This window comes from Pigmentiphaga sp. YJ18 (assembly GCF_038066655.1).
GTDB lineage: Bacteria > Pseudomonadota > Gammaproteobacteria > Burkholderiales > Burkholderiaceae_B > Pigmentiphaga.
The window spans coordinates 168,014-192,813 of sequence record NZ_JBBUKU010000001.1 but is presented as its reverse complement, the minus strand read 5'-3'; the positions used below and the strand labels follow the sequence as shown (position 1 = coordinate 192,813).

22 protein-coding genes are annotated in these 24,800 nt (G+C 68.4%); 13 read left to right on the top strand and 9 right to left on the bottom strand.

All coding sequences use genetic code 11. The features are described from left to right. The first annotated feature begins 21 nt into the window (after positions 1–21). The 12 genes from WKR98_RS00950 (at position 22) to WKR98_RS00895 (ending at position 10,853) form a co-directional block, all read left to right on the top strand. Positions 22–996 carry an ABC transporter substrate-binding protein gene (locus tag WKR98_RS00950; protein WP_124691428.1) on the top strand — a complete coding sequence of 325 codons (975 nt, stop codon included), beginning with the start codon at positions 22–24 and terminating at the stop codon, positions 994–996. A gap of 62 nt (positions 997–1,058) precedes the next feature. After that, a complete protein-coding gene (locus tag WKR98_RS00945) occupies positions 1,059–1,835 on the top strand; it encodes an ABC transporter ATP-binding protein (RefSeq protein ID WP_124691427.1) in 777 nt (258 codons plus the stop codon). Next, positions 1,832–2,614 (top strand): ABC transporter permease, encoded by a 783-nt coding sequence (locus tag WKR98_RS00940; RefSeq protein ID WP_124691426.1) that lies wholly within the window; start codon positions 1,832–1,834, stop codon positions 2,612–2,614. Before WKR98_RS00945 ends, WKR98_RS00940 begins: the two co-directional genes overlap by 4 nt. Next, positions 2,611–3,378, top strand: a complete 768-nt coding sequence (locus tag WKR98_RS00935; RefSeq protein WP_341431769.1) for an ABC transporter permease — start codon at positions 2,611–2,613, stop codon at positions 3,376–3,378. Before WKR98_RS00940 ends, WKR98_RS00935 begins: the two co-directional genes overlap by 4 nt. Positions 3,379–3,419: 41 nt before the next feature. Further along, entirely contained in the window at positions 3,420–4,199 is a 780-nt protein-coding gene (locus tag WKR98_RS00930) for a hydroxypyruvate isomerase family protein (protein ID WP_124691424.1), read from the top strand. A gap of 163 nt (positions 4,200–4,362) precedes the next feature. Continuing rightward, positions 4,363–5,070, top strand: coding sequence for a glycosyltransferase family 2 protein (locus WKR98_RS00925; RefSeq protein WP_124691423.1), 708 nt, complete (start codon positions 4,363–4,365; stop codon positions 5,068–5,070). Between the two features lie 29 nt (positions 5,071–5,099). Further along, the gene (locus WKR98_RS00920; protein ID WP_124691422.1) at positions 5,100–5,510 is read left to right on the top strand and encodes a PqqD family protein; all 411 of its coding nucleotides are present in this window, start codon (positions 5,100–5,102) and stop codon (positions 5,508–5,510) included. Between the two features lie 4 nt (positions 5,511–5,514). Then, positions 5,515–6,558, top strand: a complete 1,044-nt coding sequence (locus WKR98_RS00915; protein ID WP_124691421.1) for a hypothetical protein — start codon at positions 5,515–5,517, stop codon at positions 6,556–6,558. Next, the gene (locus WKR98_RS00910; protein WP_341431768.1) at positions 6,558–7,253 is read left to right on the top strand and encodes a glycosyltransferase family 2 protein; all 696 of its coding nucleotides are present in this window, start codon (positions 6,558–6,560) and stop codon (positions 7,251–7,253) included. The genes WKR98_RS00915 and WKR98_RS00910 overlap by 1 nt, the downstream gene beginning before the upstream one ends. Continuing rightward, positions 7,250–7,927: a glycosyltransferase family 2 protein gene (locus WKR98_RS00905; RefSeq protein ID WP_341431767.1), complete on the top strand. Its 678-nt coding sequence runs from the start codon at positions 7,250–7,252 to the stop codon at positions 7,925–7,927. The genes WKR98_RS00910 and WKR98_RS00905 overlap by 4 nt, the downstream gene beginning before the upstream one ends. Further along, positions 7,924–9,099, top strand: coding sequence for a nucleotidyltransferase family protein (locus tag WKR98_RS00900; protein ID WP_341431766.1), 1,176 nt, complete (start codon positions 7,924–7,926; stop codon positions 9,097–9,099). Before WKR98_RS00905 ends, WKR98_RS00900 begins: the two co-directional genes overlap by 4 nt. Beyond that, entirely contained in the window at positions 9,096–10,853 is a 1,758-nt protein-coding gene (locus tag WKR98_RS00895; protein ID WP_341431765.1) for an ABC transporter ATP-binding protein, read from the top strand. Before WKR98_RS00900 ends, WKR98_RS00895 begins: the two co-directional genes overlap by 4 nt. Here the strand turns inward: WKR98_RS00895 and cobA are convergent. The 9 genes from cobA to WKR98_RS00850 all read right to left on the bottom strand — a co-directional run bounded on the left by cobA (position 10,776) and on the right by WKR98_RS00850 (position 22,205). Beyond that, complete coding sequence (gene cobA / locus WKR98_RS00890) at positions 10,776–11,597, bottom strand: uroporphyrinogen-III C-methyltransferase (RefSeq protein WP_341431764.1); 822 nt, start codon at positions 11,595–11,597, stop codon at positions 10,776–10,778. The two genes, WKR98_RS00895 and cobA, sit on opposite strands and share 78 nt — an antisense overlap. 24 nt (positions 11,598–11,621) lie before the next feature. Then, positions 11,622–14,330, bottom strand: coding sequence for a nitrate reductase (locus tag WKR98_RS00885; protein WP_341431763.1), 2,709 nt, complete (start codon positions 14,328–14,330; stop codon positions 11,622–11,624). Positions 14,331–14,345: 15 nt separating this feature from the next. Further along, entirely contained in the window at positions 14,346–14,672 is a 327-nt protein-coding gene (nirD, locus tag WKR98_RS00880; protein ID WP_341433752.1) for a nitrite reductase small subunit NirD, read from the bottom strand. Continuing rightward, a complete protein-coding gene (nirB, locus tag WKR98_RS00875; protein ID WP_341433750.1) occupies positions 14,672–17,116 on the bottom strand; it encodes a nitrite reductase large subunit NirB in 2,445 nt (814 codons plus the stop codon). The genes nirD and nirB overlap by 1 nt, the downstream gene beginning before the upstream one ends. A 291-nt stretch (positions 17,117–17,407) precedes the next feature. Beyond that, on the bottom strand, positions 17,408–18,565 hold the full coding sequence (locus WKR98_RS00870) for a CmpA/NrtA family ABC transporter substrate-binding protein (RefSeq protein WP_124691413.1): 1,158 nt from the start codon (positions 18,563–18,565) through the stop codon (positions 17,408–17,410). Positions 18,566–18,579: 14 nt separating this feature from the next. Beyond that, positions 18,580–19,158: an ANTAR domain-containing response regulator gene (locus tag WKR98_RS00865; protein WP_124691412.1), complete on the bottom strand. Its 579-nt coding sequence runs from the start codon at positions 19,156–19,158 to the stop codon at positions 18,580–18,582. Positions 19,159–19,168: 10 nt separating this feature from the next. After that, a complete protein-coding gene (locus tag WKR98_RS00860; protein ID WP_341431762.1) occupies positions 19,169–19,969 on the bottom strand; it encodes an ABC transporter ATP-binding protein in 801 nt (266 codons plus the stop codon). Between the two features lie 18 nt (positions 19,970–19,987). Continuing rightward, entirely contained in the window at positions 19,988–20,803 is an 816-nt protein-coding gene (ntrB, locus tag WKR98_RS00855; RefSeq protein WP_370283067.1) for a nitrate ABC transporter permease, read from the bottom strand. Between the two features lie 121 nt (positions 20,804–20,924). After that, entirely contained in the window at positions 20,925–22,205 is a 1,281-nt protein-coding gene (locus tag WKR98_RS00850; protein WP_341431761.1) for a CmpA/NrtA family ABC transporter substrate-binding protein, read from the bottom strand. Positions 22,206–22,572: 367 nt separating this feature from the next. Here WKR98_RS00850 and WKR98_RS00845 point away from each other — a divergent pair, with 367 nt between their 5' ends. Next, on the top strand, positions 22,573–24,789 hold the full coding sequence (locus WKR98_RS00845) for a TonB-dependent receptor domain-containing protein (protein ID WP_341431760.1): 2,217 nt from the start codon (positions 22,573–22,575) through the stop codon (positions 24,787–24,789). Positions 24,790–24,800 lie beyond the last annotated feature (11 nt).

The following is a 24,800-nucleotide window of genomic DNA, read 5'->3' as shown; positions in this document are numbered from 1 at the left end:
TCAATCTGCCAGGAGTCATTCATGAAGAAAATCGCAGCGCTTGCCCTGACCGGCCTCATCGCCGCATGGTCCGTTCCCGCTTCCGCGCAGCAGGTGATCCGCGTGGGTTGGCTGATTCCGGCCGAGGAAGCCAAGTACTGGATGATGAAGCGGCCTGCCGAGTTCCCGCAGCTGGGTTCGAAGTACAAGATCGAGTGGGTGCAGTTCCAGGGCACCTCGCCCGTCATGCAGGCCTTCGCCGCCAAGGCGGTGGACTGCGGCACGCAGACGCCGCTGTCCGTGGGGCAGGGCCTGATCGAGGCCAAGGTGCAGACCTCGATCATCGCCCAGCACGTGTTCGAGACGCCCACCAGCTTCTCGGTGTACTGGGCCGTCAAGGACGATTCGCCCATCAAGTCCGTCAAGGACTTGAAAGGCAAGCGCATCGGCGTGTCGGTGCTGGGGGCGGGCGTCTATGCGCCGCTGGTGCAGATGCTGGAGAAGAACGGCCTCGACCCCAAGACCGACGTGAAGCTGATCGAGACCGGCTTCGCGCCGTCCGAGGACGCCATTCGTTCGGGCCGCGTGGACGCCGGCGTGCTGAACCAGCCCTTCGCGGCGCGCGCCGAGGCCAAGGGCGGCCTGCGCAAGCTGTTCTCGGTGGCCGACCAGCAACCGAATTTCGTGCACATCCTGGAAGCGTGCCGCAAGGACTTCGTGGACCAGAACCCCGAGCTGGTGAAGGCCTACATCCGTGACCTGACCTCCGCCATGGGCAAGGTGCTGGCCAACCGTCCCGAGACGCTGAAGGTCGTGTCCGAAGTGACCCGGGCGCCCGTATCCGTGCTGGACACCTACCTCCTCAAGGGCAACGACTTCGCCCGCGATCCCGGCATGGCCCCCAACTTCCCGGCCATCCAGAGCCTGCTCGACAGCTTCACGCAGGCGGGCCTGATGTCGCAGAAAGTGGACGTGGCCTCGTTCAAGAACGGCGACATCCACGCCCCGATCAAGTAGCGCCCCGGCGCCGATGCAAGGACAGGCCCCGCGCAGGCGGGGCCGCGCTCTGGAACCTTTCCATGATTGCCATCAAGCACGTTTCCCAGGTCTTCGCCGTCGGCAAGGGCGAGCGGCATGTCGCGCTGTCCGACATTTCCCTGGACCTTCGCGACGGCGAGTTCATTTCCATCCTCGGTCCCTCGGGCTGCGGCAAGTCCACGCTGCTGTACATCGTGGGCGGATTCGTCAAGCAGACCTCGGGCTCGGTCGAGATCGACGGCCGGCCGGTCACCGGTCCCGGCCCGGACCGCGGGCCGGTGTTCCAGGAGTTCGCGCTCTATCCATGGAAGACGGTGCTGGGCAACGTGGCCTACGGCCTGCGCCAGCAGGGTGTGGCGCGGGCGCCGGCCGAGGCCCGGGCGCGCGAGCTGCTGGCCATGGTGGGCCTGTCGGGCTACGAGAATTTCTACGCCAAGCAGTTGTCGGGCGGCATGAAGCAGCGGGTGGCCATCGCCCGCACGCTGGCCTACAACCCCGCCGTCCTCCTGATGGACGAGCCGTTCGGCGCGCTGGATGCGCATACCCGCAACCGCCTGCAGAACGACCTGCTCAAGATCTGGGAGCGCGACCGCAAAAGCGTCCTGTTCGTCACCCACAGCGTGGAAGAGGCGGTCTATCTGTCGGACCGCGTCGTGGTGCTGACCAAGTCGCCGGGCCGCATCAAGGAAATCGTCGACATCGACCTGCCCCGGCCGCGCGTGCGCGCCGAACTGCTGCTCAATCCGCGCTATCAGCAATACGTCATCGACATCGAGGCGATGATCGACAACCAGCCCGAGCAGGAGGAAGCGGCGTGAAGAAGGTGCTGCGAGCGCCGGGCGTTTCCGCGCTGCTGGTATGCCTGGGGCTGCTGGTGGCGTGGGAGCTTGCCGCGCGCCTGTACGACAACCCCGGCCTGCCGACGGCCGCGCAGGCGCTGGCCGAACTGCCGCGCATCTTCGCCGATCCGCAGGCGGCCTTCGACATCCTGGATTCGCTGCGGCGCATGCTGATCGGCTTCGTGCTTGCCTTGATGGTGGCGGGCCCCATCGGCCTCCTGATGGGCCGCTCGCCGCTGGTCGAGACGCTGATGAATCCGCTCTTGATGGTGGTTTATCCCATTCCCAAGGCGGCGCTGATGCCGCTCATCATGCTGTGGCTGGGCGTGGGCGATGCTTCCAAGATTCTGGTCGTGTTCCTGGGGGTCAGCCTGCCCCTGCTGTACCACAGCTACCAGGGCGCGCGCGCGGTCGAGGAAAAGATGCTGTGGTCCGCCGCCGCCATGGGGATGAACGGCGCGCAGCGCATGTTCCGGATCGTGTTGCCGGCCGCGCTGCCGGAAATCCTGACCGGCTGCCGCACCGGCATCGTGATGGGCCTGATCACCATGATCACCAGCGAAATGATCGCGCGCCAGACCGGCGCGGGCAACATCCTGTTCAACGCCATGGACATGGCCCAGTACGAGACCGTGTACGCCATGATCATCGTCATCGGCGTCCTGGGCATCGTGCTCGACATGTGCTTCGAGGCCGTGCGCGCGCGGCTGACCCGCTGGGCCGACCGGCAATCCGATGCCACCGTGGAGGCGCTATGAAGCCGGCCCGCCGCATTTCCCCGCTCATCGGCATCCTGCCCCTCATCCTGATCCTGGCCGCGTGGCAAGGGCTGGCCATGTCGGGCCGGGTCACGGAAAACCAGCTGCCCAGCCTGTACGTCGTCGTCATGCGGCTGCTCGAGCAACTGGCCTCGCCGGCCTACCTGTCCGACGTCGGCATCACCTTGTTCCGGCTGTTCGTGGGCTTCTTCATCGCCCTGGTGCTGGGCGTGGGCCTGGGCATGGCGGCGGCCCGGTCGCGCGTCGGCGCCGCGGTCGTGGTGCCCGTCGTCCGGGTGCTGGGCCCGATTCCCAAGGTGGCGCTTTATCCGGCCTTCATCCTGCTGCTGGGCTTCGATCATTCGTCCAAGATCGCGCTGGTCGTGGCCGACGCCGCCTTTCCCATCCTGCTGGCGACGCTGCACGGAGCACGGTCGGTGGAACCCAAGCTGATCTGGTCGGCGCTGGCCGCCGGCACGCCGCGTTCGCGCATCGTGACCGCCATCGTCCTGCCCGCGGCCATGTCGTCCATCCTGACCGGCTGCCGCATCGGCCTCGTCATTTCCTGCGTGGTGGTGTTCCTGGCGGAGATGATCACGTCCACCGACGGTCTCGGCCACCAGCTCGTGATCGCCTCGCGCAGCTTCCTGACCGTCGACATGTTCGTCGCGCTGATCGCGATCTCGCTGCTGGGCCTGGTGCTGAACTTCCTGTTGGGGCGCGCCCGCCGGTTCTTCCTGCGCGGCTTTCCCGAAGAATCCTGAAACCGTGCCCGCCCTTGCACCGAACCCGACCTGATCCCGCCATGATCCGATTCTCGGCCAACCTGTCCATGCTGTTCCTCGAGGTGCCCGAACTCGAACGGCCGGCCGCCGCCCGCCGGGCCGGCTTCGATGCCGTCGAGGTCCAGTTTCCCTATGGCCACGAGGCCGGACAGTGGCGCGACGCGCTCCAGGCCGCGGGGGTCGACCTGGCGCTGTGCAACGTGCCCGCGGGCGACCTGATGTCGGGCGGACAGGGCCTGGCGGGGGTGCCGGGAAGGCAGGCCGCCTTCCGCGAGGCGGTGGCGCAGGCCGCGCAGGTGGCGCAGGTGCTGCGGCCCCGCCACATCAACGTGCTGGCCGGCTGCCCCGGGCCCGAGCACGAACGCGAGCGCTGCCTGGACACGCTGGCCGGCAACCTGGCCCATGCCGCGCAGGTCCTGGGCGACTTGGGCATAGGCGTGGTGACCGAAGCGGTCAACACCGTGGACCGCCCCCGCTACCTGATCGACACCACGCGGGCCGCGCTCGAGGTCATCGACCGCGCGGGGCATCCGAATCTGCGCATCCAGTACGACCTCTATCACATGCAGATCATGGAGGGCGACCTGATCCGCAGCCTGCGCACCCACTGCGCGCGCATCGGCCACATCCAGTTCGCCGACACGCCGGGGCGCCATGAACCGGGCACGGGCGAGATCCATTTCGCCAACGTGTTCGCCGCGCTGGACGAACTGCCGTATGACGGCTTCGTCGGCGCCGAGTACGTGCCTTCGGGGCGGACCGAGGACACGCTGGGCTGGATGCAGGGGCGCCGCCGCTGAGGCGGTTATGAAAGTCGATGCCTTTTATCGGCTTATGGCGGGATGACGGTATGCTAGGATTCGAGCCCTGTGCCGCCTAGCGCCAGGGGGGAGCAGCGCGGCACGCTACCGGGGGGAACCGGGTGGTTTTCAAGCAGACTGCGCCGCGAGCCAGGAGCCGGCGATGACCGTTCCGGCAAGCGTGCGCGCATCGATCATCGTGCCGGTCAGGAACGGGCAACGCTTTCTGGCGCAGGCCCTGGCCAGCATCGTCGGCAATGCGTCGGCCGTCGACGAACTGATCGTCATCGACGACGGCTCGACGGATGGCACGGCCGGGATCCTGGATGCCTTCCTGCAGGACCACGCCTGCCTGTGCCTGAGGTCGGACGGCGTCGGGCCGGCCGCTGCCCGCAATCTGGGGCTGGAGGTGGCGGCGGGACGCTTCGTCGCGTTCCTCGATCATGACGACCAATGGCCCGCGGGCCGTCTCGATGCGCATTGCCAGGAACTGGAACGGCATGATGCCGCCGTGATCATGGGCAGGACGCAATACCTGATCGAGGATGCGGCGCAAGCGTCGCGCTTCCGGTTTCCCGACGGCCAGCAAGCCGGCCATTTGCATCACCTGGGCGCCAGTACCTTTCGGCGGGAGGTCTTCGCGCGGCACGGCCGGTTCGATCCGGCCCTGCGTTTCAGCGAGGACCAGGACTTCTTCCTGCGCCTGATGGACGCCGGCTGCGATATCCGCCGGGTGCCGGAAATTGGCCTGCTGTACCGGGTCCACGAAACGAATATGACCCGTGGCGTTCCGACGCGCAACCTGGGCCTGTTCCAGGTACTGCATGCCTCGATCCAGAGGCGGCGCGCGGCGGGATCCCGGGCAGTTTGATCCTTCACGTATTTGGAAAGCGCAGCATCATGGATTTCTCCAGCTCGTACACGCTACAGTCGCCGCCGTGCATCGCCGAGGTGGTCGGCAATGAAACCATCGTGATCAACCTGGACGTCGGCAATTACTACAACCTCCAGGGTACGGCGGTCGAGGTCTGGCAGGCCCTGATGAACGGCGTCACGCCGGAGCAGCTGGCCAGCGCCAACGGCTGGAGCGACGCCGCGCGCGACGCGTTGGGCAAGCTGGTGCGGCAGGCGCTGGACGAACAGATACTGGTCGCGGCGCCGAGTCCGGCCGATGTCGCCGTGCCCGCCATCCAGATCGCCGATCCCGCCGAACTGACCATGGCGGTCTACGCCGACATGCAGGAAATCCTGGGGCTGGACCCGATCCACGAGACCGACGTGGTGGCGGGCTGGCCGCAAAAACCCGCCTGAGGTCATGGCGTACCGGCAATGGTTCGATGAACTGGCTGACCGGCTGACGCCGTTCGGCCGGGCGCAGGGGGACTGGGTAGTCCATGCCGTCCGTGCCGGTCCGGTTCGTTTCGACGTGATCGCGGATGCCCGGTCGGGCTTTGCCGACATCGTCCGCGCGTTCTACGCGGCAACGAAGCTGGATCGCCCCGAGCCCGGTGTCTTCCAGGTCTGGTGCCTGGACGGACGCCATGAGCGCACCCTGCCCAGGTTGCGCCTGTCGGGCGCCGAGACCCGTGCCTGTTTCGAAGCGGCCAGGCAGGGGGCGACGCAGCAGTTGCTGTTGCCGGATCCCGAGCGGGGATTGATCACGGCTTTCGACGCCTCGCGCGGCCTGGGCGTGTTCCATGCCCCGGATTGCGCGCGGCTGCCGCCCTGGGAACGCTATTCGCCGCTCAAGTGTTTCGTCCATCTTCTGGCCTTGCAGGCGGGTGCGTGGCTGGCGCATGGCGGCAGCGTGGCGGATGCCCGGGGGCGGGGCGTGCTGCTGGCGGGGCCGGGCGGCTCGGGCAAGTCCACCACGACGCTGGACCTGCTGAGGCAGGGCATGCGTTCGGCGGGCGACGACTATGCCGTGCTCGCGCCTGGCGGGGACGCCTGCCAGGTCCATACGGTGTATCGCACGCTCAAGCTGCATCCGAGCGCGCCGCTGGCAAGCGGTTCCGGCCTGGGAGGCGAACCCTGGGAAGTGGACGCCATGACCGGCAAGCAGGTGCTGCTGGCCAACCGCGCGGGCGAGGGCGGCAGGCTGGTTCCGAACTTTCGCCTGGCCGCCATCGCCGGGCTGCGATTGGCGCCGGAAGCGGGCGCGGCACCGGCCCGCGCGGCGCCCGGGTTCATGCATTTCGCGCTGAGCAGCGTGCAGCAGGCGCCCTACTGGGCGGACCGCTCGCTGGCCATGGCCAAGCGGGTCTACGAGGTGGCGCCCTATGTCGACGTGCCCATCGCCCGCGGGGCGGCGGGCCTGTCGGGGGCCGGCCGTCGCATTTTGGAAATCTTGGAGAGGTGATGGTCGTTTCCGGTCTTTCGGTCGTGATCCCGGTGTTCAACGGTGCCTGTTTCGTGGAGGAAGCGGTCGACAGCGTGCTGGCGCAGTCGGCGCCGCCGCGCGCGTTGCAGGTCTGCCTGATCAACGATGCGTCCACCGACGGCAGCGATGCCGTGTGCCGCCAATTGGCGCAACGCCACCGCGCCGTCGAATATGTCGCGCTGCCACGCAACCTGGGCGTGGCCGGGGCGCGCAACGAAGGCATACGCCGCGCCCGCCATGAGTACCTGGCATTCCTGGACCAGGACGACCGCTGGATGGCCGACAAGCTGGCCTTGCAGGGAGCGGTGTTCGCCGAACGTCCGGACACGAGCCATGTGCTGGGCATGCAGAAGTTCTTCCTGGATGGCGTGAGCGACTATCCGTCCTGGTGCCGTGACCATTGGAAGGAGGGCCCGCAGCCGGGCTATCTGCTCAGCGCCTTGCTGATCAGAACGGAGCGCTTCCGGCAGATCGGGATGCTGGACGAGGCCTACCTCTACAGCGACGACGTGGACTGGTTCGCCCGCGCGCGGCAGGCCGGCGGCACCGAGGTCATGCTGCCCGACATCGTGCTGGACCGGCGCCTGCATGCCCATAACGCTTCCGCCCTGGCCGCGCGCGCTAGCCACGAACTGCTGCACGTGATCAAGGCCAAATTGGAGCGCCACCGATGAAGACCAGCGTGATCATGCCCGCCTACAGGGCTTCCGCCTACATCGCCCAGGCGCTGCGCTCGGCGCTGGATGAACTGGCGCCCGGCGACGAAGTGATCGTGGTCGACGATGCCTCTCCCGACGACATCCGGGCCATCGTGGAACAGGTGGACGACCCGCGCATCCGCTATCGCCGCCTGCCGCGCAACGGTGGCGCGGCCGCCGCCCGCAACGCAGGGCTGGCGATGGCCGGGGGCGACCTGATCCAGTTCCTGGACGATGACGACCTGTGGGTGCCGGGCCGGCAGGCCGTGGTGCTGGACTTGATGGCGGCGCCGTCGGTCGGGGTCGTGTCCGGTTGGGTCGAACACTTCCTGAGTCCCGACATGCCGCCGGAGGCGCGCCAGCGCTACGTGCTGCCGCCGCCCCAGGCCGCGGTCCTGGGCGGCTCCACCGCGATACGCCGCGAACTGCTCGAACGGGTGGGGGATTTCGACACCGGCCTGGTCAGCGGCGAATTCATCGACCTGGCTTCGCGCCTGATGGCGACGCAGGCCGGCTGGGCGCGCTCCGACGCGCTGTTCCTGCGCCGGCGCATACATGGCGGGAACCACACGCTTTCCAGGGCCGGGCACGGCGCCGCCTATCTGGCGGTGGTGCGCGCCCATCTGCAGCGGCAGCGGGGGCTGGCATGATCTCCCTGTTCGGGGTTGCCGATCCGACCGTCCAGCGAGCGCTTCTGGAATTGTCATTCGCGGCCCGGCCAGCCGAACGCGACCTGGCCGTGCTGGAACAGGCCATCCAGGCGGATGCGCTGACCGATGGGCAAAATCGCATGCTGCCCGGGATCTCGCAACGGTTGCCAGCGGGAGGGCTGAGTGTCTTCGCCGAGTCGCGGGTGCGCGGCGCCTTCAAGCACACCCTGTACCGCAATCACTTGCTGTTGGACCGGGCCCAGCGCCTGCGCCAGGCATTGTCGCGGGCGGGGCTGGGCGAATGCGTGTTCCTGAAAGGGGTGGCCGCCTCGCTGACCAGCCCGCATGGACTGGGCGGCCGGCCCATGGCCGATATCGACCTGCTGCTCAATGGCATCCAGCGTCGGCCCCAGGAAGTCCTGGCGTTCTTTGCCGAACAGGGCATGACCAGGAAGGGCAACACGCTGCGCTCCATTACCTGGCTCAGCCCGGAGCGCTTCGAGTTCGACGTCCACTGGTATCTACACAACTGCGCGCTAAGGCAGTCCAGCGTCGATCGCCTGTGCGCCCACGCGAGGGTCGTCGAACACGCCAAGGGGCGCTTCACGATTCCTTGCGTCGAGCACAACCTGGCGCACGTTCTTGCTCATGGCGTGCTGGCGCCGTCCGTGCAATACGATGGACGCTGGGCCGTCGACGCGCTGGCCATCCTGGTCCAGCGGCCCGCGCTCGATGCCGGCCGCTTTCTGTCTTTCGTCAATGAATTCGCGGTGCCCGATGCGGTGCGGATCGCGCTGCGGGTACTTGCGGAACAGACTCCCGCATCCATCGAATTCGACCGCGAGTCCGTATCGGCGCTGGCCGCCGGTGTCCGGCGAGGCCGGCCCGGCTCGTTCTGGCTGTACTACCGCGCGCCGGGTCCATGGGACGTGCCGGGACGCGAGGCGCACAGGCCCCTGCGGTATCACCTGAAGACGCAGGTAAGGACGCGGTTGATCGAGCCGGCGCAGGTGGCTCGCCACAACGGCGCGCCGTTCTGGACCAGCGTCGGGGCATCGATCGACTTTCCCTCCGCTGGCATGATGAATTTCTGTCGCCTGATCTGGCGCAAGACCCGGCGCGTGCTGCGCGAGAGCCGCAGCGCGCGCGCGAGTGTCAGAAACCGGCCATGAACCCGCGTTCGTCCGCGTCGGCGCAGAGCACGCTGCAACTGGCGCAGCGCCTGTGGCGCTGGCTGCCCGGCCCGCATCGCCGCAGGCTGGCGCGCCTGCTGCTGCTGGCCTTGCTGGTGTCGGCCACCGAGGTACTGACCATCGGTTCGGTCGTCCCGGTACTGATCATGCTGGTCGACCCCGCCGGCCTGTCCATGTGGGACCGGCTGACCACGTGGGTGCCCGCGCTGGCTTCCATGGACCCGGCACAGGTGCTGGGCGCCGGCATGGCCACGCTGGCGCTGGCCGCCCTGGCCACGGGGGTGCTGCGGGTATGCCTGGTGGCGCGCCTGCAGCATGCGGCCCAGCGTATCGGGCAAGATCTGGCGCTGGCTTGCCTGGACCGCACGCTGCACCTGCCATTCCCGGCGCATACCGAGCGCCATTCCAGCGATACCCTCAGCATCCTGTCGTACAAGGTGACCGTCGTGGCATCGCAGGTCGTGGTGCCCTGCATCCTGATCTGCACGTCCTCGATCATCGCGCTGGCCATCGTCGCTTTCCTGCTGATGGTCAGCGCGCCCATCGCGGGCGGGCTGGCGCTTGCCTTCGGGCTGATCTACGGCGGCATCGCGGTCCTGTCCAGACGCCGCCTGCTGGACTCGGGCCGGCGCATCGCCGTCAACCATGGCCGTGCCCTGCAGGCGGCGCAGGAAAGCCTGGGGGCGATCCGCGACGTGCTGCTGTCCGGCCAGCAGCGCAGCTACGTGCAGGCCTATGGCCAGCACGAGGCCGAGTTCAGGAAGGCGCAGGCCGAGAACAATACGCTGGTGCAGTCCCGTCGCTACGTGGTCGAGACCATCGGGCTGCTGCTGGTGATCGCGTTGACTTATGGGCTGACGCGCACGGCGATGCCCTCGGGCATGATCATCCCGGTGCTGGGCGTGTTCGTGCTGGCCACCCAGCGGCTGTTGCCGGTGCTGCACCAGATCTATTCGGGTTGGGCCACCCTTAACGGCGCGGCGCCCGTGCTGTGGGACGTGCTGGAAGCGCTGCCCGCCGTGCCAGGCGATCGTTTGCCGGATCACCGGCAACTGAGCCTGCACGACAGCTTCGGGCTGGTCGAGGCCAGCTATTGCCATCCGGGGCGCGTCGAACCGGTGATCGACCGGCAGACGTTGATGATTCATCGGGGCGAACGAGTGGGCGTGGTAGGAAGCAGTGGCGCCGGCAAGAGCACGCTGCTGGATCTGCTGTCGGGCCTGCGGGTGCCGCAGTCGGGCGCGCTGTGGGTCGATGGGCGGACGTTGCCGCCGACGGATCTGCCGCTGTGGCAGCGCAAGATCGCGTACGTGCCGCAAAGCATTTTCCTGTCCAGCGCCAGCATCCGCCAGAACATCGCCTTCGGCGTCGATCCGGCCGCCATCGATGAAGACCTGGTGCGATGGTCGGCGCGCCTGGCGTGCCTGGACGACATGATCGACCAGCTGCCGCAACATTATGAGACGCCCTGCGGCGAAGGCGGCGTCCGGCTGTCGGGCGGCCAGCGCCAGCGGCTGGGCATCGCGCGGGCGCTTTATCAGCGCAAGGAGGTGCTGATCCTGGACGAGCCGACCAGTGCCCTGGATGCCGCCGTCGAGGCAGAGCTGCTCGGCGTCATCCGGGGGCTGCCTTCCGAGACCACGGTGATCGTGGTCTCACATCGCCCCAGCACGCTGGATTTCTGCGACCGCATCCTGCGAGTCGAAGCGGGACGGATCCGGACCGTCGATTGACCGGACGCCAGCCTCGCGCTGACGATTGTCGGCGCGAGCCAGCCCGATCGCATCCCCGACGAGAATGATCGCGGGACTGCCCAACCCCGCTTCGCGCGCATCATCCGCGAGCCGGTCCAGCCGGGTGACCAGCCTGGTCTCGCGCGGTGTCGAGGCCCACTGCACCACCGCGGCCGGCGTGCTTGCCGGCAGGTGCGCCAGCAGGCTGGCCGTAACTTCTTCGATGCGCCGCATGCCCATGTAGATGACCAGGGTGGTCCGACCGCGCGCCAATGCCTGCCAGTCCGGCGGCGAGCCGTCCTGGGTGTGGGCGGTGACGAAGCTCACGCCGTGGCAGTGGTCCCGGTGCGTGAGCGAGATGCCCAGCGCCGCGGCGGCGGCCATGCCCGAGCTGATGCCGTTCACCAGTTCGACCTCGATGCCGGCGGCTTCCAGGAAGGCGATTTCCTCGCCCGCGCGCCCGAACATCAGGGCTTCGCCACCCTTGACGCGGACCACCGTCCGGCCTTGCAGCGCATGGCGGCGCATCAGCCGCTGGATGAAGGGCTGGGGCGTGGAGCGGCAGCCGCCGCGCTTGCCTACGCGCAGCACGCGTGCCCGCGGCGCGAGTTCGGCGATGTCGGGGGGCACCAGTTCGTCCAGCAGCAGCACGTCGGCCGACAGCAGGGCGCGGACCGCCTTGCGGGTCAACAGGTCCGGGTCGCCGGGGCCGGCGCCCATCAGGATCACTCGTCCTGGCTTCATGTCATCGTCCTCGTCGAGGCGGAGTCATGCCGACATCCGCGAGTTCCCGCACAGGCGGGACAGTTCCGGCACGCAGGATCCGCATACGGTCCCGCAGTCCAGCGTGGCTTTCAGTGCCGCGACGTCGGCGCCGCGCGCGATGGCGGCGGCAATGGCCGATTCCGGCACGCCCTTGCATTGGCAGATCGTGCGGTCACGCGCGGGGGCGCTGCCGTCCGGGGTGAACACCCGCAGGCGCGAGCCGCTCCACGGCGCGTCGGACAGCAGGCGCTCGATCAGCGGTTCCGCGTGACTGGCGTCGCCGGCCAACAGGAAGGCGCGCAGCCGGCCGGTTTCCCAGCGCGCGCATTTGCGCACGCCCTGGCCACGGTCGCGGTACTCCAGGACGTCGGGACTCGCGCCCATACCTAGCGCGCCGGCCAGCGCGTTCAGCCAGGCTTCGTCCGGAGCCGCCATCGCGGCGGTCAGCGCGAGTACGGAGCGCGCGGCGTCGCCGCGCAAACCCAGCGCCGCATAGCCGCACGGCGCCAGCAGGGGCTGCAGGGCGGCGCGCAGCCGCAGCGCGTCTTCCTGGTCCGTGGCCTCGATCGCGGCGCGTATCCGCCATCCCAGGTCCGCCTTCTCGACCCGGACCGCGCTGTGCTTGAGCTCGGGCTGGAAGGATTTGTCGTCCACGGCGGCATTGCAGACTTCGTTGATGCCGCCGCTGTTCAGGAACTGTGCGTTCCAATGCATGGCCGCGAACAGGCTGCCCGGCGGCAGGTCGTCCGTCAGCCGCAGCGGCAGCACCATCGCGCCGTCGCGGCTGGCCACGCGCACCAGGTCGCCGTCGGACAGCCCGCGCCGGACGGCGTCGGCCGGATGCATGTCCAGCGTGGGGTCGGGCGCGTGCGAGAACGCCTGGGCCAGGCGGCCGGTGCGGCTCATGCCGTGCCATTGGTCGCGCAGCCGGCCCGTCGTCAGGTGGAAAGGATGGCGCGCGCTGGTCGCCACCGCCACGGGCCGGTAGGAAACCGGCTGGAAGCGCGCGCGGCCGGATCCGGTCGCATAGCGGCCATCGGTGTAGCGGCGCGCGAGGCCCGCTTGCCGGCCGGCGGGGAAGGGCCATTGCTGGGGACCGCGCGCCTCGAGCAGATCGTAGTCCAGGCCGCCGATGTCCAGGTCGCGCCCGCGCGTCAGTGCCCGGTGTTCGTCGAAGATCTCGCGCGGCGTCCCGTAGGGGAACAGGTCCGGCGCGCCTGGGCAGAGCAGCGCCTGCATGCGCCGCCCGACCTCGGCCGCGATGCGCCAGTCGGCCAGGGCCTCGCCCGGAGGCGCCACGGCGGGCCGCACGCGCGAGATGCGACGTTCCGAGTTGGTCACGGTGCCGTCCTTCTCGCCCCAGCTCGAAGCCGGCAGCAGCACGTCGGCGTAGGCGACGGTGTCGGTGTCGGCATAGGCTTCCTGCACCACCACCAGCTCGGCCTGGCGCAGCGCGCGGCGCACGGCCGGGAGATTCGGCAGGGAGTGGGCCGGGTTGGTGCAGGCTATCCATATCGCCTTGACCTTGCCGGTCTCCAGGGCCTGGAACATGTCGACGGCGGTCAGTCCCGGCCGGTCGGAAACGGCGTCCACGCCCCAGAAGGCGGCCACTTCGGCCCGGTCCGTCTTGCTGGCGATGTCCCGATGGGCGGCCAGCATGGTGGCCATGCCGCCGACCTCGCGGCCGCCCATGGCGTTGGGCTGGCCGGTCAGCGAAAAGGGACCCGCGCCCGCGCGGCCGATCTGGCCGGTGGCCAGGTGCAGGTTGATCAGGGCCAGGTTCTTGTCCGTGCCATGGCTGGACTGGTTCAGGCCCATGCAGTACAGCGACAGCGTGGCCGGACTGCGGGCGAACCACTCCGCCGCCTGGCACAGGTCGCGTTCGCGGATGCCGCACAAGGCCGCGGCCACCGACGGGGGCGTGTCGCGCACCAGGCGCTTGACGGCGTCGAAGCCTTCGGTGCTGTCCGCGATGTGCGCGGCGTCCAGCCAGCCTTCCCAGATCAGGTGGTGCAGCATGCCGTTGAACAGCGCGACGTCGGTGCCCGGCTGTATGGGCAGGTGCAGGTCGGCCATCGCCGCGGTGTCGGTGCGCCGCGGGTCCACGACGATCCAGCGCGTGCCCGGCCGCGCCTCGCGCGCGGCTTCCAGCCGGCGATACAGCACGGGATGCGCATAGGCCATGTTGCTGCCCGCGATCAGCACCGTGTGCGCGTGATCCAGATCCTCGTAGCAGGTGGGCGGCCCGTCGGCCCCCAGCGACAGCTTGTAGCCGGTCACGGCGCTGGACATGCACAGGCGCGAGTTGGTGTCGATGTTGTTGGTGCCGACCAATCCCTTGGCCAGCTTGTTGAAGACGTAGTAGTCCTCGGTCAGCAACTGCCCGGATACATAGAAGGCCACGGCATCGGGGCCGTACCGCCGCACGACGTCGGCCAGCCGGGTGGCCACGTGGTCCAGCGCGGTATCCCAATCGACCGGCGCGAGCGGCGCATCGCGCCGCGGCCGCCAGGCCGGACGCAGCGCGCGGCCGGCATCGCTGTGCGCGGTCTGCGCCAGCGACAAGCCCTTCGAGCACAGCCTGCCGGCATTGGCGGGGTGATCGGGGTCGCCGCGCACGCCCGTGATGCGGCCGCCCTCGCTGTCGATCAGGACGCCGCAGCCCACGCCGCAGTAGCAGCAGGTCGACGCGGTGGTTCGTGGCTCGTCCATGACGTCCTCCCGTCCTCAATCCAGGCCCAGGTACACCACGCCCTCGTCCACGCGCACGGGGAAGCGCCGCGCGCATCCCTCGTCGGGGGCCCGGGCGCGGCCGTCCTCCAGCCCGAGCTGCCAGCCGTGCAGCGGGCAGGTCACCGATTCGCCGTGAACGATGCCTTGCGACAGCGGGCCGGCCTTGTGGGGGCAGCGGTCCAGCAGCGCGAAGACCTTGTCCTGGGCGGTGCGGAACACCGCCAGGTTGCCTTCCTCGCGTTCGACGACGCGGCTGCCCAGGCGCGGGATGTCGTCCACCCGGCACAGGCGTATCCAGGGGGGGGCGGCGTTGGCGTTCATCATGCGATTTCCTCGGAGACCAGTTTCAGCGGGATGTATTCGCGGGCGGCCTTGCCGTCCACCCGTTCGGCCCAGGGGTCGCGCAGGCCCTGCAAGGCATGCAGCAGGCGCTCGTGCAGCGCGCGGCGGCCGTCGGCGTCCTCGACGATCCGGCGCTTGACGTAGTCCAGGCCCACGCGTTCGATGTAGTGCACGGTCCGGTCCAGGTACCAGGCCTCTTCCCGATAGAGCTGCAGGAAGGCGCCGGCATATTCCTTGACCTCGTCCGGCGTCCGCACCTTGGCCAGGAACTGCGCCACCTCGGTCTTGATGCCGCCGTTGCCGCCCACGTAGATCTCCCAGCCGCTGTCGACCGCGATCACCCCCACGTCCTTGATGCCCGATTCGGCGCAATTGCGCGGGCAGCCCGACACCGCCAGCTTGACCTTGTGCGGACTCCACATGTTGGCCAGCATGGTCTCCAGTTCGATGCCCATCTGCGTGCTGTTCTGCGTGCCGAAGCGGCAGAACTCCATGCCCACGCAGGTCTTCACGGTGCGGATGGATTTGCCGTAGGCATGGCCGGAGTTCATGCCCAGGTCGCGCCAGACGGACACCAGGTCTTCCTTCTTCACGCCCAGCAGGTCGATGCGCTGTCCGCCCGTGACCTTGACCATGGGAATGGCGTACTTGTCCGCCACGTCGGCGATGCGGCGCAGCTCGGCGGCGTTGGTCACGCCGCCCTTCATCTGTGGCACCACCGAGAACGTGCCGTCCTTCTGGATGTTGGCGTGCGCGCGTTCGTTGATGAAGCGGCTTTGCGGGTCGTCCACCGCCTCGTGCGGCCAGGTCGAAACCAGGTAGTAGTTGATCGCGGGCCGGCAGGTGCTGCAGCCGTTGGGCGTGCGCCAGTCCATGAAGTCGTGGACCTGGGCGTGGCTCAGCAGCCGGTGTTCGCGTATGGCCTGGCGCAGCGCCGCGTGGCTGTGGTCGGTACAGCCGCACACGGCCTTGGTCTTGGGCGCTTCCTGGAAATTGGAGCCCAGCGTGTTCATCAGGATCTGTTCCACCAGGCCGGTGCACGAGCCGCAGGAACTGGCGGCCTTGGTGTGTTTCTTGACGTCGTCCACGGTGAACAGGCCCTGGTCCTGGATGGCGCGCACGATGGTGCCCTTGCAGACGCCGTTGCAGCCGCACACCTCGTCGGCGTCCTGCATGGCGGCCGCGCGGCTCTGCCCCTGCACGCCGGCGTCGCCCACGCTCGATTCGCCGAACATCAGGCGATCGCGCAGTTCGCCGATGGCCCGGCCGTCCCGCAAGAGCTTGAAGTACCATGCGCCGTCCACCGTATCGCCGTACAGGCAGGCGCCCACCAGCTTGTCGTCCTTGATGACCAGCCGCTTGTAGACGCCGCCGGCCGGGTCGGACAGCACGATGTCCTCGGTGTCGGTGCCGCCGGTGAAGTCGCCGGCCGAGAACAGGTCTATGCCCGTGACCTTGAGCTTGGTCGACAGCACCGAGCCCTTGTACGCGCCGTAGCCCAGCTCGGCCAGGTGGTTGGCGGCCACCTTGGCCATCTCGAACAGCGGCGCCACCAGGCCATAGGCGGTGCCGCGATGATTGACGCATTCGCCCACGGCGTAGATGCGCGGATCGAAGGTCTGCAGCACGTCGTTGACGACGACGCCGTGGCGGCAGTGCAGGCCGGCGGCCTCGGCCAGCGCCGTGTTGGGCCGGATGCCCACGGCCATCACCACCAGGTCGGTGTCGATTTCCGAGCCGTCCTTGAAACGCACGCCGCGCACGCGGCCGGCCTCGTCGCCCAGGATCTCGCTGGTCGAGCGGCCCAGCAGGAAATCCAGTCCGCGATCGGCCAGCGAGGCCTCCAGCATCTTGCCCGCCGTGCGGTCGAGCTGGCGCTCCAGCAGCCACTCGCCCAGGTGCACCACGCTTACGTCCATGCCGCGCAGCTTCAGGCCGTTGGCCGCCTCCAGGCCCAGCAGGCCGCCGCCGATGACGACCGCGCGTCGCTGGGTGCGGGCCGCCGAGATCATCTTCTGCGTGTCGTGGATGTCGCGATAGGTGATGACCCCGTCCAGGTCCTTGCCCGGGATCGGCAGGATGAAGGGGGTGGATCCGGTGGCCAGCAGCAGGCGGTCATAGGGCGCCTCGGTGCCGTCGGCCGCCACCACCACGCGGCGCCGCCTGTCGATGCGCGCGACCGGCGTGCCGGTGCGCAGGGCGATGCCGTGCTGCTCGTACCAGGACAAGGGGTTGAGCACGATGTCCTGGAAATCCTGCTCGCCGGCCAGGACTGGCGACAGCAGGATGCGGTTGTAGTTCGGGTGCGGCTCGGCGCCGAAGACCGTGATGTCGTAGCGGTCGGGCGCCAGCGCCAGCAGCTCTTCCAGCGTGCGTATGCCCGCCATGCCATTGCCCACCACAACCAGTTTCGCTCTGTTCATCATGTTCGACTCGGTCAGACTGTTCCGGAAGCGACAACGGCGTCCCGCCGCAGCGGGGCTGCGAGGGGACGCCGTTGTCCGGGTTCGGGCCGCGCAAGCGGCCGTATCCGGTATTAAGCAAGGGGCGTGCCGGCCCGGCGCAAGAGCAGGGATGCCCGGTGTATGCGGGCGGGATGCAGGATGGATGGGGGAAGCGGGCCTGGCGCGGTGCACCGGCCTTGTGCATGCCGGGCATGGGCCGCACCCTGGCGGGGCGGCCCATGCCCGATCCCGCGCGCGGGGTCGGCGGCGTCAGGCCCGGATATCGAAGCCGCGCGCGTAGCCCGCGGCATGGCCCCCGTCCCAGGTCCGGCCGTCGATGAGCCGGCTCGAACGCATGGTGGAGACGGGTACCGCCACGCCCAGTTGCGCGGCCGCCTCGCGATACAGGTCCAGGCGGTTGATGGACTGCGCGACGCGCAGGTAGTCCGGGTCCTCGCGCAGCATGCCCCACCGCCGGTACTGGGTGGCCATCCACATGCCGTCCGACAGATACGGAAAATTCGCTTCGCCGTCGGCGAAGAAGCGTATGCCCGGCGCGCTGCTGTCCATGGCCTTCTCCGGCAGCAGGCGCGAAGCGATCACGTCGCGCGGCGCGTCGACGAAATCGGGCAGCGCCAGCCACGAGGCCGCTTCCTCCCGGTGGGCGGGCACGTCCAGGTAGCGGCACGCTTCGAGCAGCGCCATGATCAGGGCCCGCGCCGTGTTCGGATGGCGATCGGCGAAGTCCCGGGTGCAGGCCAGCACCTTCTCGGGATGGTTGGGCCACACTTCGGAAGTCAGCGCGACGGTGATGCCCTTGCCCTCGCTCTGCGCCAGTGCGTTCCAGGGCTCGCCCACGCAATAGCCGTCCACGTCGCCGCGTCGCAGCGCCTCGGCCATCTGGGGCGGCGGGATGACGGTGCTGCGCACGTCATGCAGCGGATGGATGCCGTGCGCGGCCAGCCAGTAGTACAGCAGCATGGCGTGGGAACCGGTCGGAAAGGTATGGGCGAAGGTCGGACGCTCGGGCGACCCATGGATGACGCGGGCCAGCGCCGCGCCGCTGCGCGCCTGGGAACCCAGCGCACGCGACAGCGTGATGGCCTGTCCGCCCTGGTTCAGCGACATCAGCATCGCCATGTCGCGCTGCGGACCGCCCAATCCCAGCTGGATGCCATATCCCAGTCCGTACAGCGCGTGCGAGGCGTCCAGGTCGCCCGACAGCAGCCTGTCGCGCACTGCCGCCCACGAAGGCTGCCGTTGCAGGACGATCTCCAGCCCGTACTTGCGGTCGTAGCCTCGCGCCACCGCGATGACCAGCGGCGCGCAATCGGTCAGCGCGATGAAGCCCACGCGTAGCTGGGGTTTCTCGGGCGCGTCGGACCCCGCGATCACGTGGCCCGCCTGCGGCGTTGGAGGAGAGGACATGGTGGTAGCTCCGTTCATGGGCCCGCCTGGCCCGGCATCGACAGCAGCTGCCGCGCGACGTCGCCCAGCCTGACGCCTTGTTTCATGGCCTGGCCGCGCAGCAGCTCGAACGCCTCGGCTTCGCTCAGCCCGTGCCTGTCCATCAGCCACCCCTTGGCGCGGTCGATGTCCTTGCGGTCGGCCAGTTGCTGCTCGACCTCGGCCAGGCGCCGCCGCAGCTTGTCTTCCTCGTCGAAGCGGGCACAGGCCACTTCCAGGATGGGCGCCAGCTTCGCGGGCGCCATCCCGTCGACCACGTAGGTCGTGACCCCGGCGCGCACCGCGGCCCGGATGACGGACTGGTCGGCGGTGTCCGAGAACATGACCACCGGCCGTGGCGCCGCGGCGTTCATGACCGCCAGTTGTTCCAGCGTGTCGCGGGTGGGCGACTCGGTATCGATCAGGATCACGTCCGGCCGCTGGGTCTCGACCGCGTGCAGCAGCGCGCGGGCATGCGCGACGTCGGCCAGGATCTCGTAGCCGGCCCGCTGCAAGGCCTCGCGCAGTTCGGCGATGGGCTTGTCGGTGTCGTTGACCAGCAGGACTCGGGGCATGGGAAGACGGTCAGGCCGCCTCGCGCGCGGGATGGCTCTGCTTGCGGTACAGGAAGTCGATGACGGCCGTGCGGCAGGCATGGTAATGCTCGTCGTCGGTCAGTTCGACCCGGCTGCGCGGCCGGGGCAGGCGCACGTCCAGGATCTCGCCCACGGTGGCGGCCGGACCGTTGGTCAGCATCACGATGCGGTCCGACAGCAGCACCGCCTCGTCCACGTCGTGGGTGACCATGATCACCGTGCTGCCCGTCTTGGCCACGATCTCCAGCAGCTCGTCCTGCAGGTGCGCGCGGGTCAGCGCATCCAGCGCGCCGAAGGGCTCGTCCATCAGCAGCACGTCGGGTTCGATCGCCAGCGCGCGGGCGATGCCCACGCGCTGTTTCATGCCGCCCGAGATCTCGTGCGGCAGTTTGTGCTCGGCGTGCGCCAGGCCGACCAGCTGCAGCGCGGCCAGCGTGCGTTCGCGCAGCCGGGCCTTGCTTTCGGTGGCGCCGAACACCCGTTCCACGCCCAGGTGGATGTTCTTGTAGCAGCTCAGCCAGGGCAGCAGCGAATGGTTCTGGAACACCACCGCGCGCTCGGGGCCGGGGCCGTCGATCTCTCGCCCCGCGCAGATCAGCGCGCCGGAGGTCGGCCGCGTCAGGCCCGCCACCAGATTGAGCAGCGTCGACTTGCCGCAGCCCGAATGGCCGATCAGGGAAATGAACTCGCCCTTGGCGACGGTCAGGTCGATGTCGCGCAGGGCCACGAAGCTGCCCTTGCGGGTCTTGAAGACCTGGCCCACGTTTTCGATGCTGAGGAACTTGTCCATGGCGATTTCCTTGGGATGTCAGTCGGCGTAGGTGAAGCGCTTGACCAGTTGCGTCAGCAGGGCTTCCAGCACCAGGCCGACGATGCCGATCACGAAGATGGCGATCACGATGTGCTCGACCTTGAGGTTGTTCCATTCGTCCCACAGCCAGAAGCCGATGCCCACGCCGCCGGTCAGCATTTCCGCGGCGACGATCACCAGCCAGGCGGTGCTGATGGACAGCCGCACGCCCGTCAGCATGTAGGGCAGCACGGCGGGAAGCAGCACGCGGGTCATCACCTTCCATTCCGACAGCTTCAGCACCCGCGCCACGTTCATGTAGTCCTGCGGCACGCGCGTCACGCCGACGGCGGTGTTGATGATCATCGGCCAGATGGAGCAGATGAAGATGGCCCAGATGGCGGCCAGGTTGGCCGCCTTGAACAGCAGCAGGCCCAGCGGCAGCCACGCCAGCGGCGATACCGGGCGCAGCAGGCTGACCAGGGGCGAGACCACGGCGCTGACCGCGGCGAAGCGGCCGATGATGAAGCCGGCGGGGATGCCGACCAGCGCCGCCAGGCCGAAGCCGATGGCCACGCGGCGCAGCGACGACAGCAGGTTCCAGCCTATGCCCTGGTCGTTCGGGCCGTTGTCGTAGAACGGATCGGAGAACAGCGCCAGCGCCGCCTTGCCCGTCACGGCGGGGGTGGGGATCTCGGGGATGGCGTTGGACACCAGTTGCCAGACCAGGATCAGCAGGGCGAAGCCCAGGCAGGGGCCGGCCACCGTCCTGACCAGGGTTTCCCAGACGCTGCGCCAGTCGACGCGGGCGAGCAGGGGCGGGCGGGGTGGCATCGCGGCGGCCGGCGGCACCGCCGCATGCAGGTCGATGACCTCGGCGACGGGCGGGGCGGCGGCGGGGTCGGGGGAAAGGGTACGTGCCGTGGCGGTCATGGCGGGGCTCCCGGGGCGGCGCTCAGGCCGCGTTGATCTTGAAGCCGTCGGCATAGGCGGCGGGATTCTTCCCGTCCCAGACGACCCCGTCGACCAGCTTGGACGAACGCATTTCGGACTTGGGCAGCGAGACGCCGGCCGCGCTCGCTGCCTGTTTGTAGACGTCGATGCGATTGACTTGCCGCGCCGTCGCGAGATAGTCGGGATGGCTCTTGAGCAGGCCCCAGCGCTTGTGCTGGGTCAGGAACCACATGCCGTCCGACAGATAGGGGAAGTTGGCGGCGCCGTCGTTGAAGAATTTCATGGCGTCGGGGTCGTCCCAGGTCTTGCCCAGCCCGTCCGAGTAGCGTCCCAGCATGCGGTCCAGGATCACGTCCACGTCGGTGTTCACATAGGATTTGGCGGCGATGGTCTCGGCCGTCTTGCGACGGTTGGAGGCCGAGGCGTCGATGAACTTGCCCGCCTCCAGCACCGCCGCCGTCACGGCGCGCGCGGTGTTCGGATAGCGCTGCACGAACTCCGCGGTCGTGCCCAGGACTTTCTCGGGATGGTCGGTCCAGATGCCCTGCGTGGTGGTGGCGGTGAAGCCGATCCTGTCGATGATGGCCCGCGCATTCCAGGGTTCGCCCACGCAGAAGCCGTCCATGTTGCCCACCCGCATGTTCGCCACCATTTGCGGCGGCGGCACGGTGATCACCTTGGCGTCGCGCATGGGGTTGATGCCGTAGGCGGCCAGCCAGTAGTAGATCCACATCGCATGCGTGCCGGTCGGAAAAGTCTGCGCGAAGGTGTATTCGGCCTTCTCGCTCTTCATCAGCTTCGCCAGCGAGGCGCCGTCGCGGGCGCCCTTGTCCCGAAGCTTGTTCGAGATGGTGATGGCCTGGCCGTTGTTGTTCAGGCTCATCAGCACGGCCATGTCCTTGCGCGGGCCGCCTATGCCCAGCTGCACGCCGTAGACCAGGCCGTACAGCACGTGGGCCAGGTCCAGTTCGCCGTTGATCAGCTTGTCCCGCACGCCGGGCCACGACGCTTCCTTCACCGGCGTGATCTTCACGCCGTACTTCTTGTCCAGGCCCAGCGTCGACGCCATCACCACCGAGGCGCAGTCGGTCAGCGGGATGAAGCCGATCCTGACCTCGGCCTTCTCCGGCGCGTCCGAGCCCGCCGCCCAGGCGCCGGCGCGTACCAGCGGATCGACCAGGCTCATGAGGCCCGTGGCGGCACCGGCGGCCAGCAGCCTGCGCCGCCCGCCATCGGGCGTGGCGGCTACGGGGGAAGGGTCATGCGTAGGGGTGGGTTTCATCCGGCGCTCCAGGCAAAAAAGCGTTCCGCGCGAACAAGGCCGTGCCTGGTCGCTGCGGAACGCCGTTGTTCCTACCGCTGAGTTGTCTGCCGGCCCTCATTGGCCGGTACATCGATCAAGCAATAGGCGTGCCACCACTCGTACGCCAGGGAAATCCGCGAATGGCGCCCGGTGCGCACCCCAATCTTGTGCGATGCACCACAGAAGTGCCCAGAAACGAGGCGGGGCCTCGATTCGACAAATGATGATAAGAATGATTACTATTCGTGTGTTTCAGCTTGTTGTAAGTCAGCTTTTTGTCAGGTTCGTCCAAGGCGTTCTGCGGCGCCTGGGTCGGATCTCCCCCTTCACCTGGAGAATTTCAAGAATGGCTTTAGCCAACCGGGGCGTTCCTTTCCTGCTTTCCACGTCCCATCTTGCCGTCCTTGCCGCGCTCGCCTCCGGCAAGGTCCTGGCGCAGGAACCCACGACCGAACTCGCGCCCATCGTCGTGACCGCGACGGGATATGAACAGGAAATCAAGAACGCTCCCGCCAGCATCACCGTGATCGGGCAGGAAGCCCTGCAGGAGAAGCGCTACAACAACCTGGCGGAGGCCCTGAGCGAGGTCGAAGGGGTGGACGTGCGGGGCAACACCGGCAAGACCGGCGGCCTGAACATCAGTATCCGCGGCCTGCCCAGCGACTACACGCTGATCCTGATCGATGGCCGGCGCCAGAATGCCGCCGGCGACGTCACACCCAACGGCTTCGGCGAGACCAGCACCAGCTTCATGCCGCCGCTCTCGGCCATCGAGCGCATCGAGGTCATCCGCGGGCCCATGTCCACGCTTTACGGCTCGGACGCCATGGGCGGGGTGGTCAACATCATCACCAAGAAGGTCGCCACGGCCTGGGGCGGTTCGGTCACCTTCGACAAGGGCATCCCGCAGAACAGCGACTTCGGCGATACCTCCAACGCGAACTTCTACGTAAGCGGTCCGCTGGTGCCTGAAGTGCTGGGCCTGGCCGTGCGCGGCGGCATCTTCAACCGCGGCGCGACCGACATCGACCTGCCCGAGGGCACCGGCAGCATCAGCAAGCGCGGTCCGGCGCCGGTGGAGTCGCGGATCTACACGGCCGGCGCCAAGCTCACGCTGACGCCGAACAAGCAGCACGACTTCTGGCTGGACGTCGACCGTTCCCGCCAGTGGTACAACAACGACGAGAGCCAGCTCGGCACGCTGGACGACCCGTCCACCAACACCTACAACGGCTATAGCCGCGACCTGCGCTTCAACCGCGACCAGGTGGCCGTCGGCCACACCAGCCGGTTCGAGTTCGGCACCGTGCAATCGAGCCTCATGGTCAACAACACCGAGACGCTGGGCCGCACGGTGCCCAACATCGCGGCCAATTCGCCGCTGGCGGCGGTGCTGGTGCCGGGGGCGCCCCGCAAGCTGGAAACCACCAACATCGTGCTGGACACCAAGCTGATCAAGGCCATCGGCGACTCGCACATGCTGACCGTGGGCGGCCAGTACTGGGACGCCGAGATGACGGACGGCCTGGCCACCAAGCGCTACAAGCAGGCCACCAAGTCGCTGTTCGCCGAAGACGAATGGCGCCTGCGCGAGGACCTGGCGCTGACCACCGGCGTGCGCTACGACCACCACGACGCCTTCGGCGGCCATTTCAGCCCGCGCGGCTACCTGGTGTGGAACACCACGCCCAACTGGACGGTCAAGGGCGGCGTCAGCCGCGGCTATCGCACGCCGCGCCTGAACCAGCTGCATGACGGCATCAACGGCATCAGCGGCCAGGGCCGCACGCTCACCATCGGCAACCCCAACCTCAAGCCCGAGGTCAGCACCAGCACCGAGGTCGGCGTCAACTACGACAACCTGGCCGGCCTGACCGCCAACGCGACGCTGTTCCACAACCGCTTCAAGGACAAGATCTCCGCCGCGGCCAAGGGCATACCCAACTGCGACTACGCGGCCAACCCCAACCAGCCGGGCTGCATCTCGATCGGCGCGCTGCCGACCCAGGCCGAGTTCGGCCAGCAGGTCAACCTGGAGCAGGCCACCACGCGCGGCCTGGAACTGGGCACGCGCGTGCCGCTGGCCCCGCGCTGGACGCTGGCGCTGAACTACACCTTCACCGACAGCGAGGTGAAGAATGGCGGTGTCTACGGCGGCAAGCTGGCCGACACGCCCAAGCACATGGCCAACGCCAACCTGCGCTGGCAGGCCACCGACAAGTTCGCCATGTGGCTGCGCGCCGAGTTCCGCGGCAAGAGCCGCCGTTTCGACGGCGATCCGGGTTCGCTTACCGGCGACAACCTGCGGGCCCAGCAGGCGGTGGGCGACCTGAAGGCCTATTCGCTGCTGCACCTGGGCGGGTCCTACAAGGTCTCGAAAACGGTGACCCTGACCGGCACCGTCTACAACCTGCTGGACAAGGATTTCATGAAGTTCAAGTCCTACGTGAACGGCGCGGGCGACACGGTGTACCTGAACGAGTACATCCATTCCTCGCAATCGACCCGGGGCACCATCCAGCCGGGCCGCACGTTCTGGCTGGCCGCCAACATCACGTTCTGATGCGGGCCACG

Bases quoted from the DNA above. Each gene is read 5' to 3' on its own strand.
- WKR98_RS00950 (WP_124691428.1), top strand. From the start codon at position 22: ATGAAGAAAATCGCAGCGCTTGCCCTGACCGGCCTCATCGCCGCATGG.
- WKR98_RS00935 (WP_341431769.1), top strand. From the start codon at position 2,611: ATGAAGCCGGCCCGCCGCATTTCCCCGCTCATCGGCATCCTGCCCCTC.
- WKR98_RS00920 (WP_124691422.1), top strand. From the start codon at position 5,100: ATGGATTTCTCCAGCTCGTACACGCTACAGTCGCCGCCGTGCATCGCC.
- WKR98_RS00900 (WP_341431766.1), top strand. From the start codon at position 7,924: ATGATCTCCCTGTTCGGGGTTGCCGATCCGACCGTCCAGCGAGCGCTT.
- WKR98_RS00865 (WP_124691412.1), bottom strand. From the start codon at position 19,158: ATGCCCCGAGTCCTGCTGGTCAACGACACCGACAAGCCCATCGCCGAA.
- nirB (WP_341433750.1), bottom strand. From the start codon at position 17,116: ATGAACAGAGCGAAACTGGTTGTGGTGGGCAATGGCATGGCGGGCATA.
- WKR98_RS00895 (WP_341431765.1), top strand. From the start codon at position 9,096: ATGAACCCGCGTTCGTCCGCGTCGGCGCAGAGCACGCTGCAACTGGCG.
- WKR98_RS00850 (WP_341431761.1), bottom strand. From the start codon at position 22,205: ATGAAACCCACCCCTACGCATGACCCTTCCCCCGTAGCCGCCACGCCC.
- WKR98_RS00885 (WP_341431763.1), bottom strand. From the start codon at position 14,330: ATGGACGAGCCACGAACCACCGCGTCGACCTGCTGCTACTGCGGCGTG.
- cobA (WP_341431764.1), bottom strand. From the start codon at position 11,597: ATGAAGCCAGGACGAGTGATCCTGATGGGCGCCGGCCCCGGCGACCCG.
- WKR98_RS00915 (WP_124691421.1), top strand. From the start codon at position 5,515: ATGGCGTACCGGCAATGGTTCGATGAACTGGCTGACCGGCTGACGCCG.
- WKR98_RS00870 (WP_124691413.1), bottom strand. From the start codon at position 18,565: ATGTCCTCTCCTCCAACGCCGCAGGCGGGCCACGTGATCGCGGGGTCC.
- WKR98_RS00905 (WP_341431767.1), top strand. From the start codon at position 7,250: ATGAAGACCAGCGTGATCATGCCCGCCTACAGGGCTTCCGCCTACATC.
- WKR98_RS00845 (WP_341431760.1), top strand. From the start codon at position 22,573: ATGGCTTTAGCCAACCGGGGCGTTCCTTTCCTGCTTTCCACGTCCCAT.
- WKR98_RS00925 (WP_124691423.1), top strand. From the start codon at position 4,363: ATGACCGTTCCGGCAAGCGTGCGCGCATCGATCATCGTGCCGGTCAGG.
- WKR98_RS00860 (WP_341431762.1), bottom strand. From the start codon at position 19,969: ATGGACAAGTTCCTCAGCATCGAAAACGTGGGCCAGGTCTTCAAGACC.
- nirD (WP_341433752.1), bottom strand. From the start codon at position 14,672: ATGAACGCCAACGCCGCCCCCCCCTGGATACGCCTGTGCCGGGTGGAC.
- WKR98_RS00910 (WP_341431768.1), top strand. From the start codon at position 6,558: ATGGTCGTTTCCGGTCTTTCGGTCGTGATCCCGGTGTTCAACGGTGCC.
- ntrB (WP_370283067.1), bottom strand. From the start codon at position 20,803: ATGCCACCCCGCCCGCCCCTGCTCGCCCGCGTCGACTGGCGCAGCGTC.
- WKR98_RS00945 (WP_124691427.1), top strand. From the start codon at position 1,059: ATGATTGCCATCAAGCACGTTTCCCAGGTCTTCGCCGTCGGCAAGGGC.
- WKR98_RS00930 (WP_124691424.1), top strand. From the start codon at position 3,420: ATGATCCGATTCTCGGCCAACCTGTCCATGCTGTTCCTCGAGGTGCCC.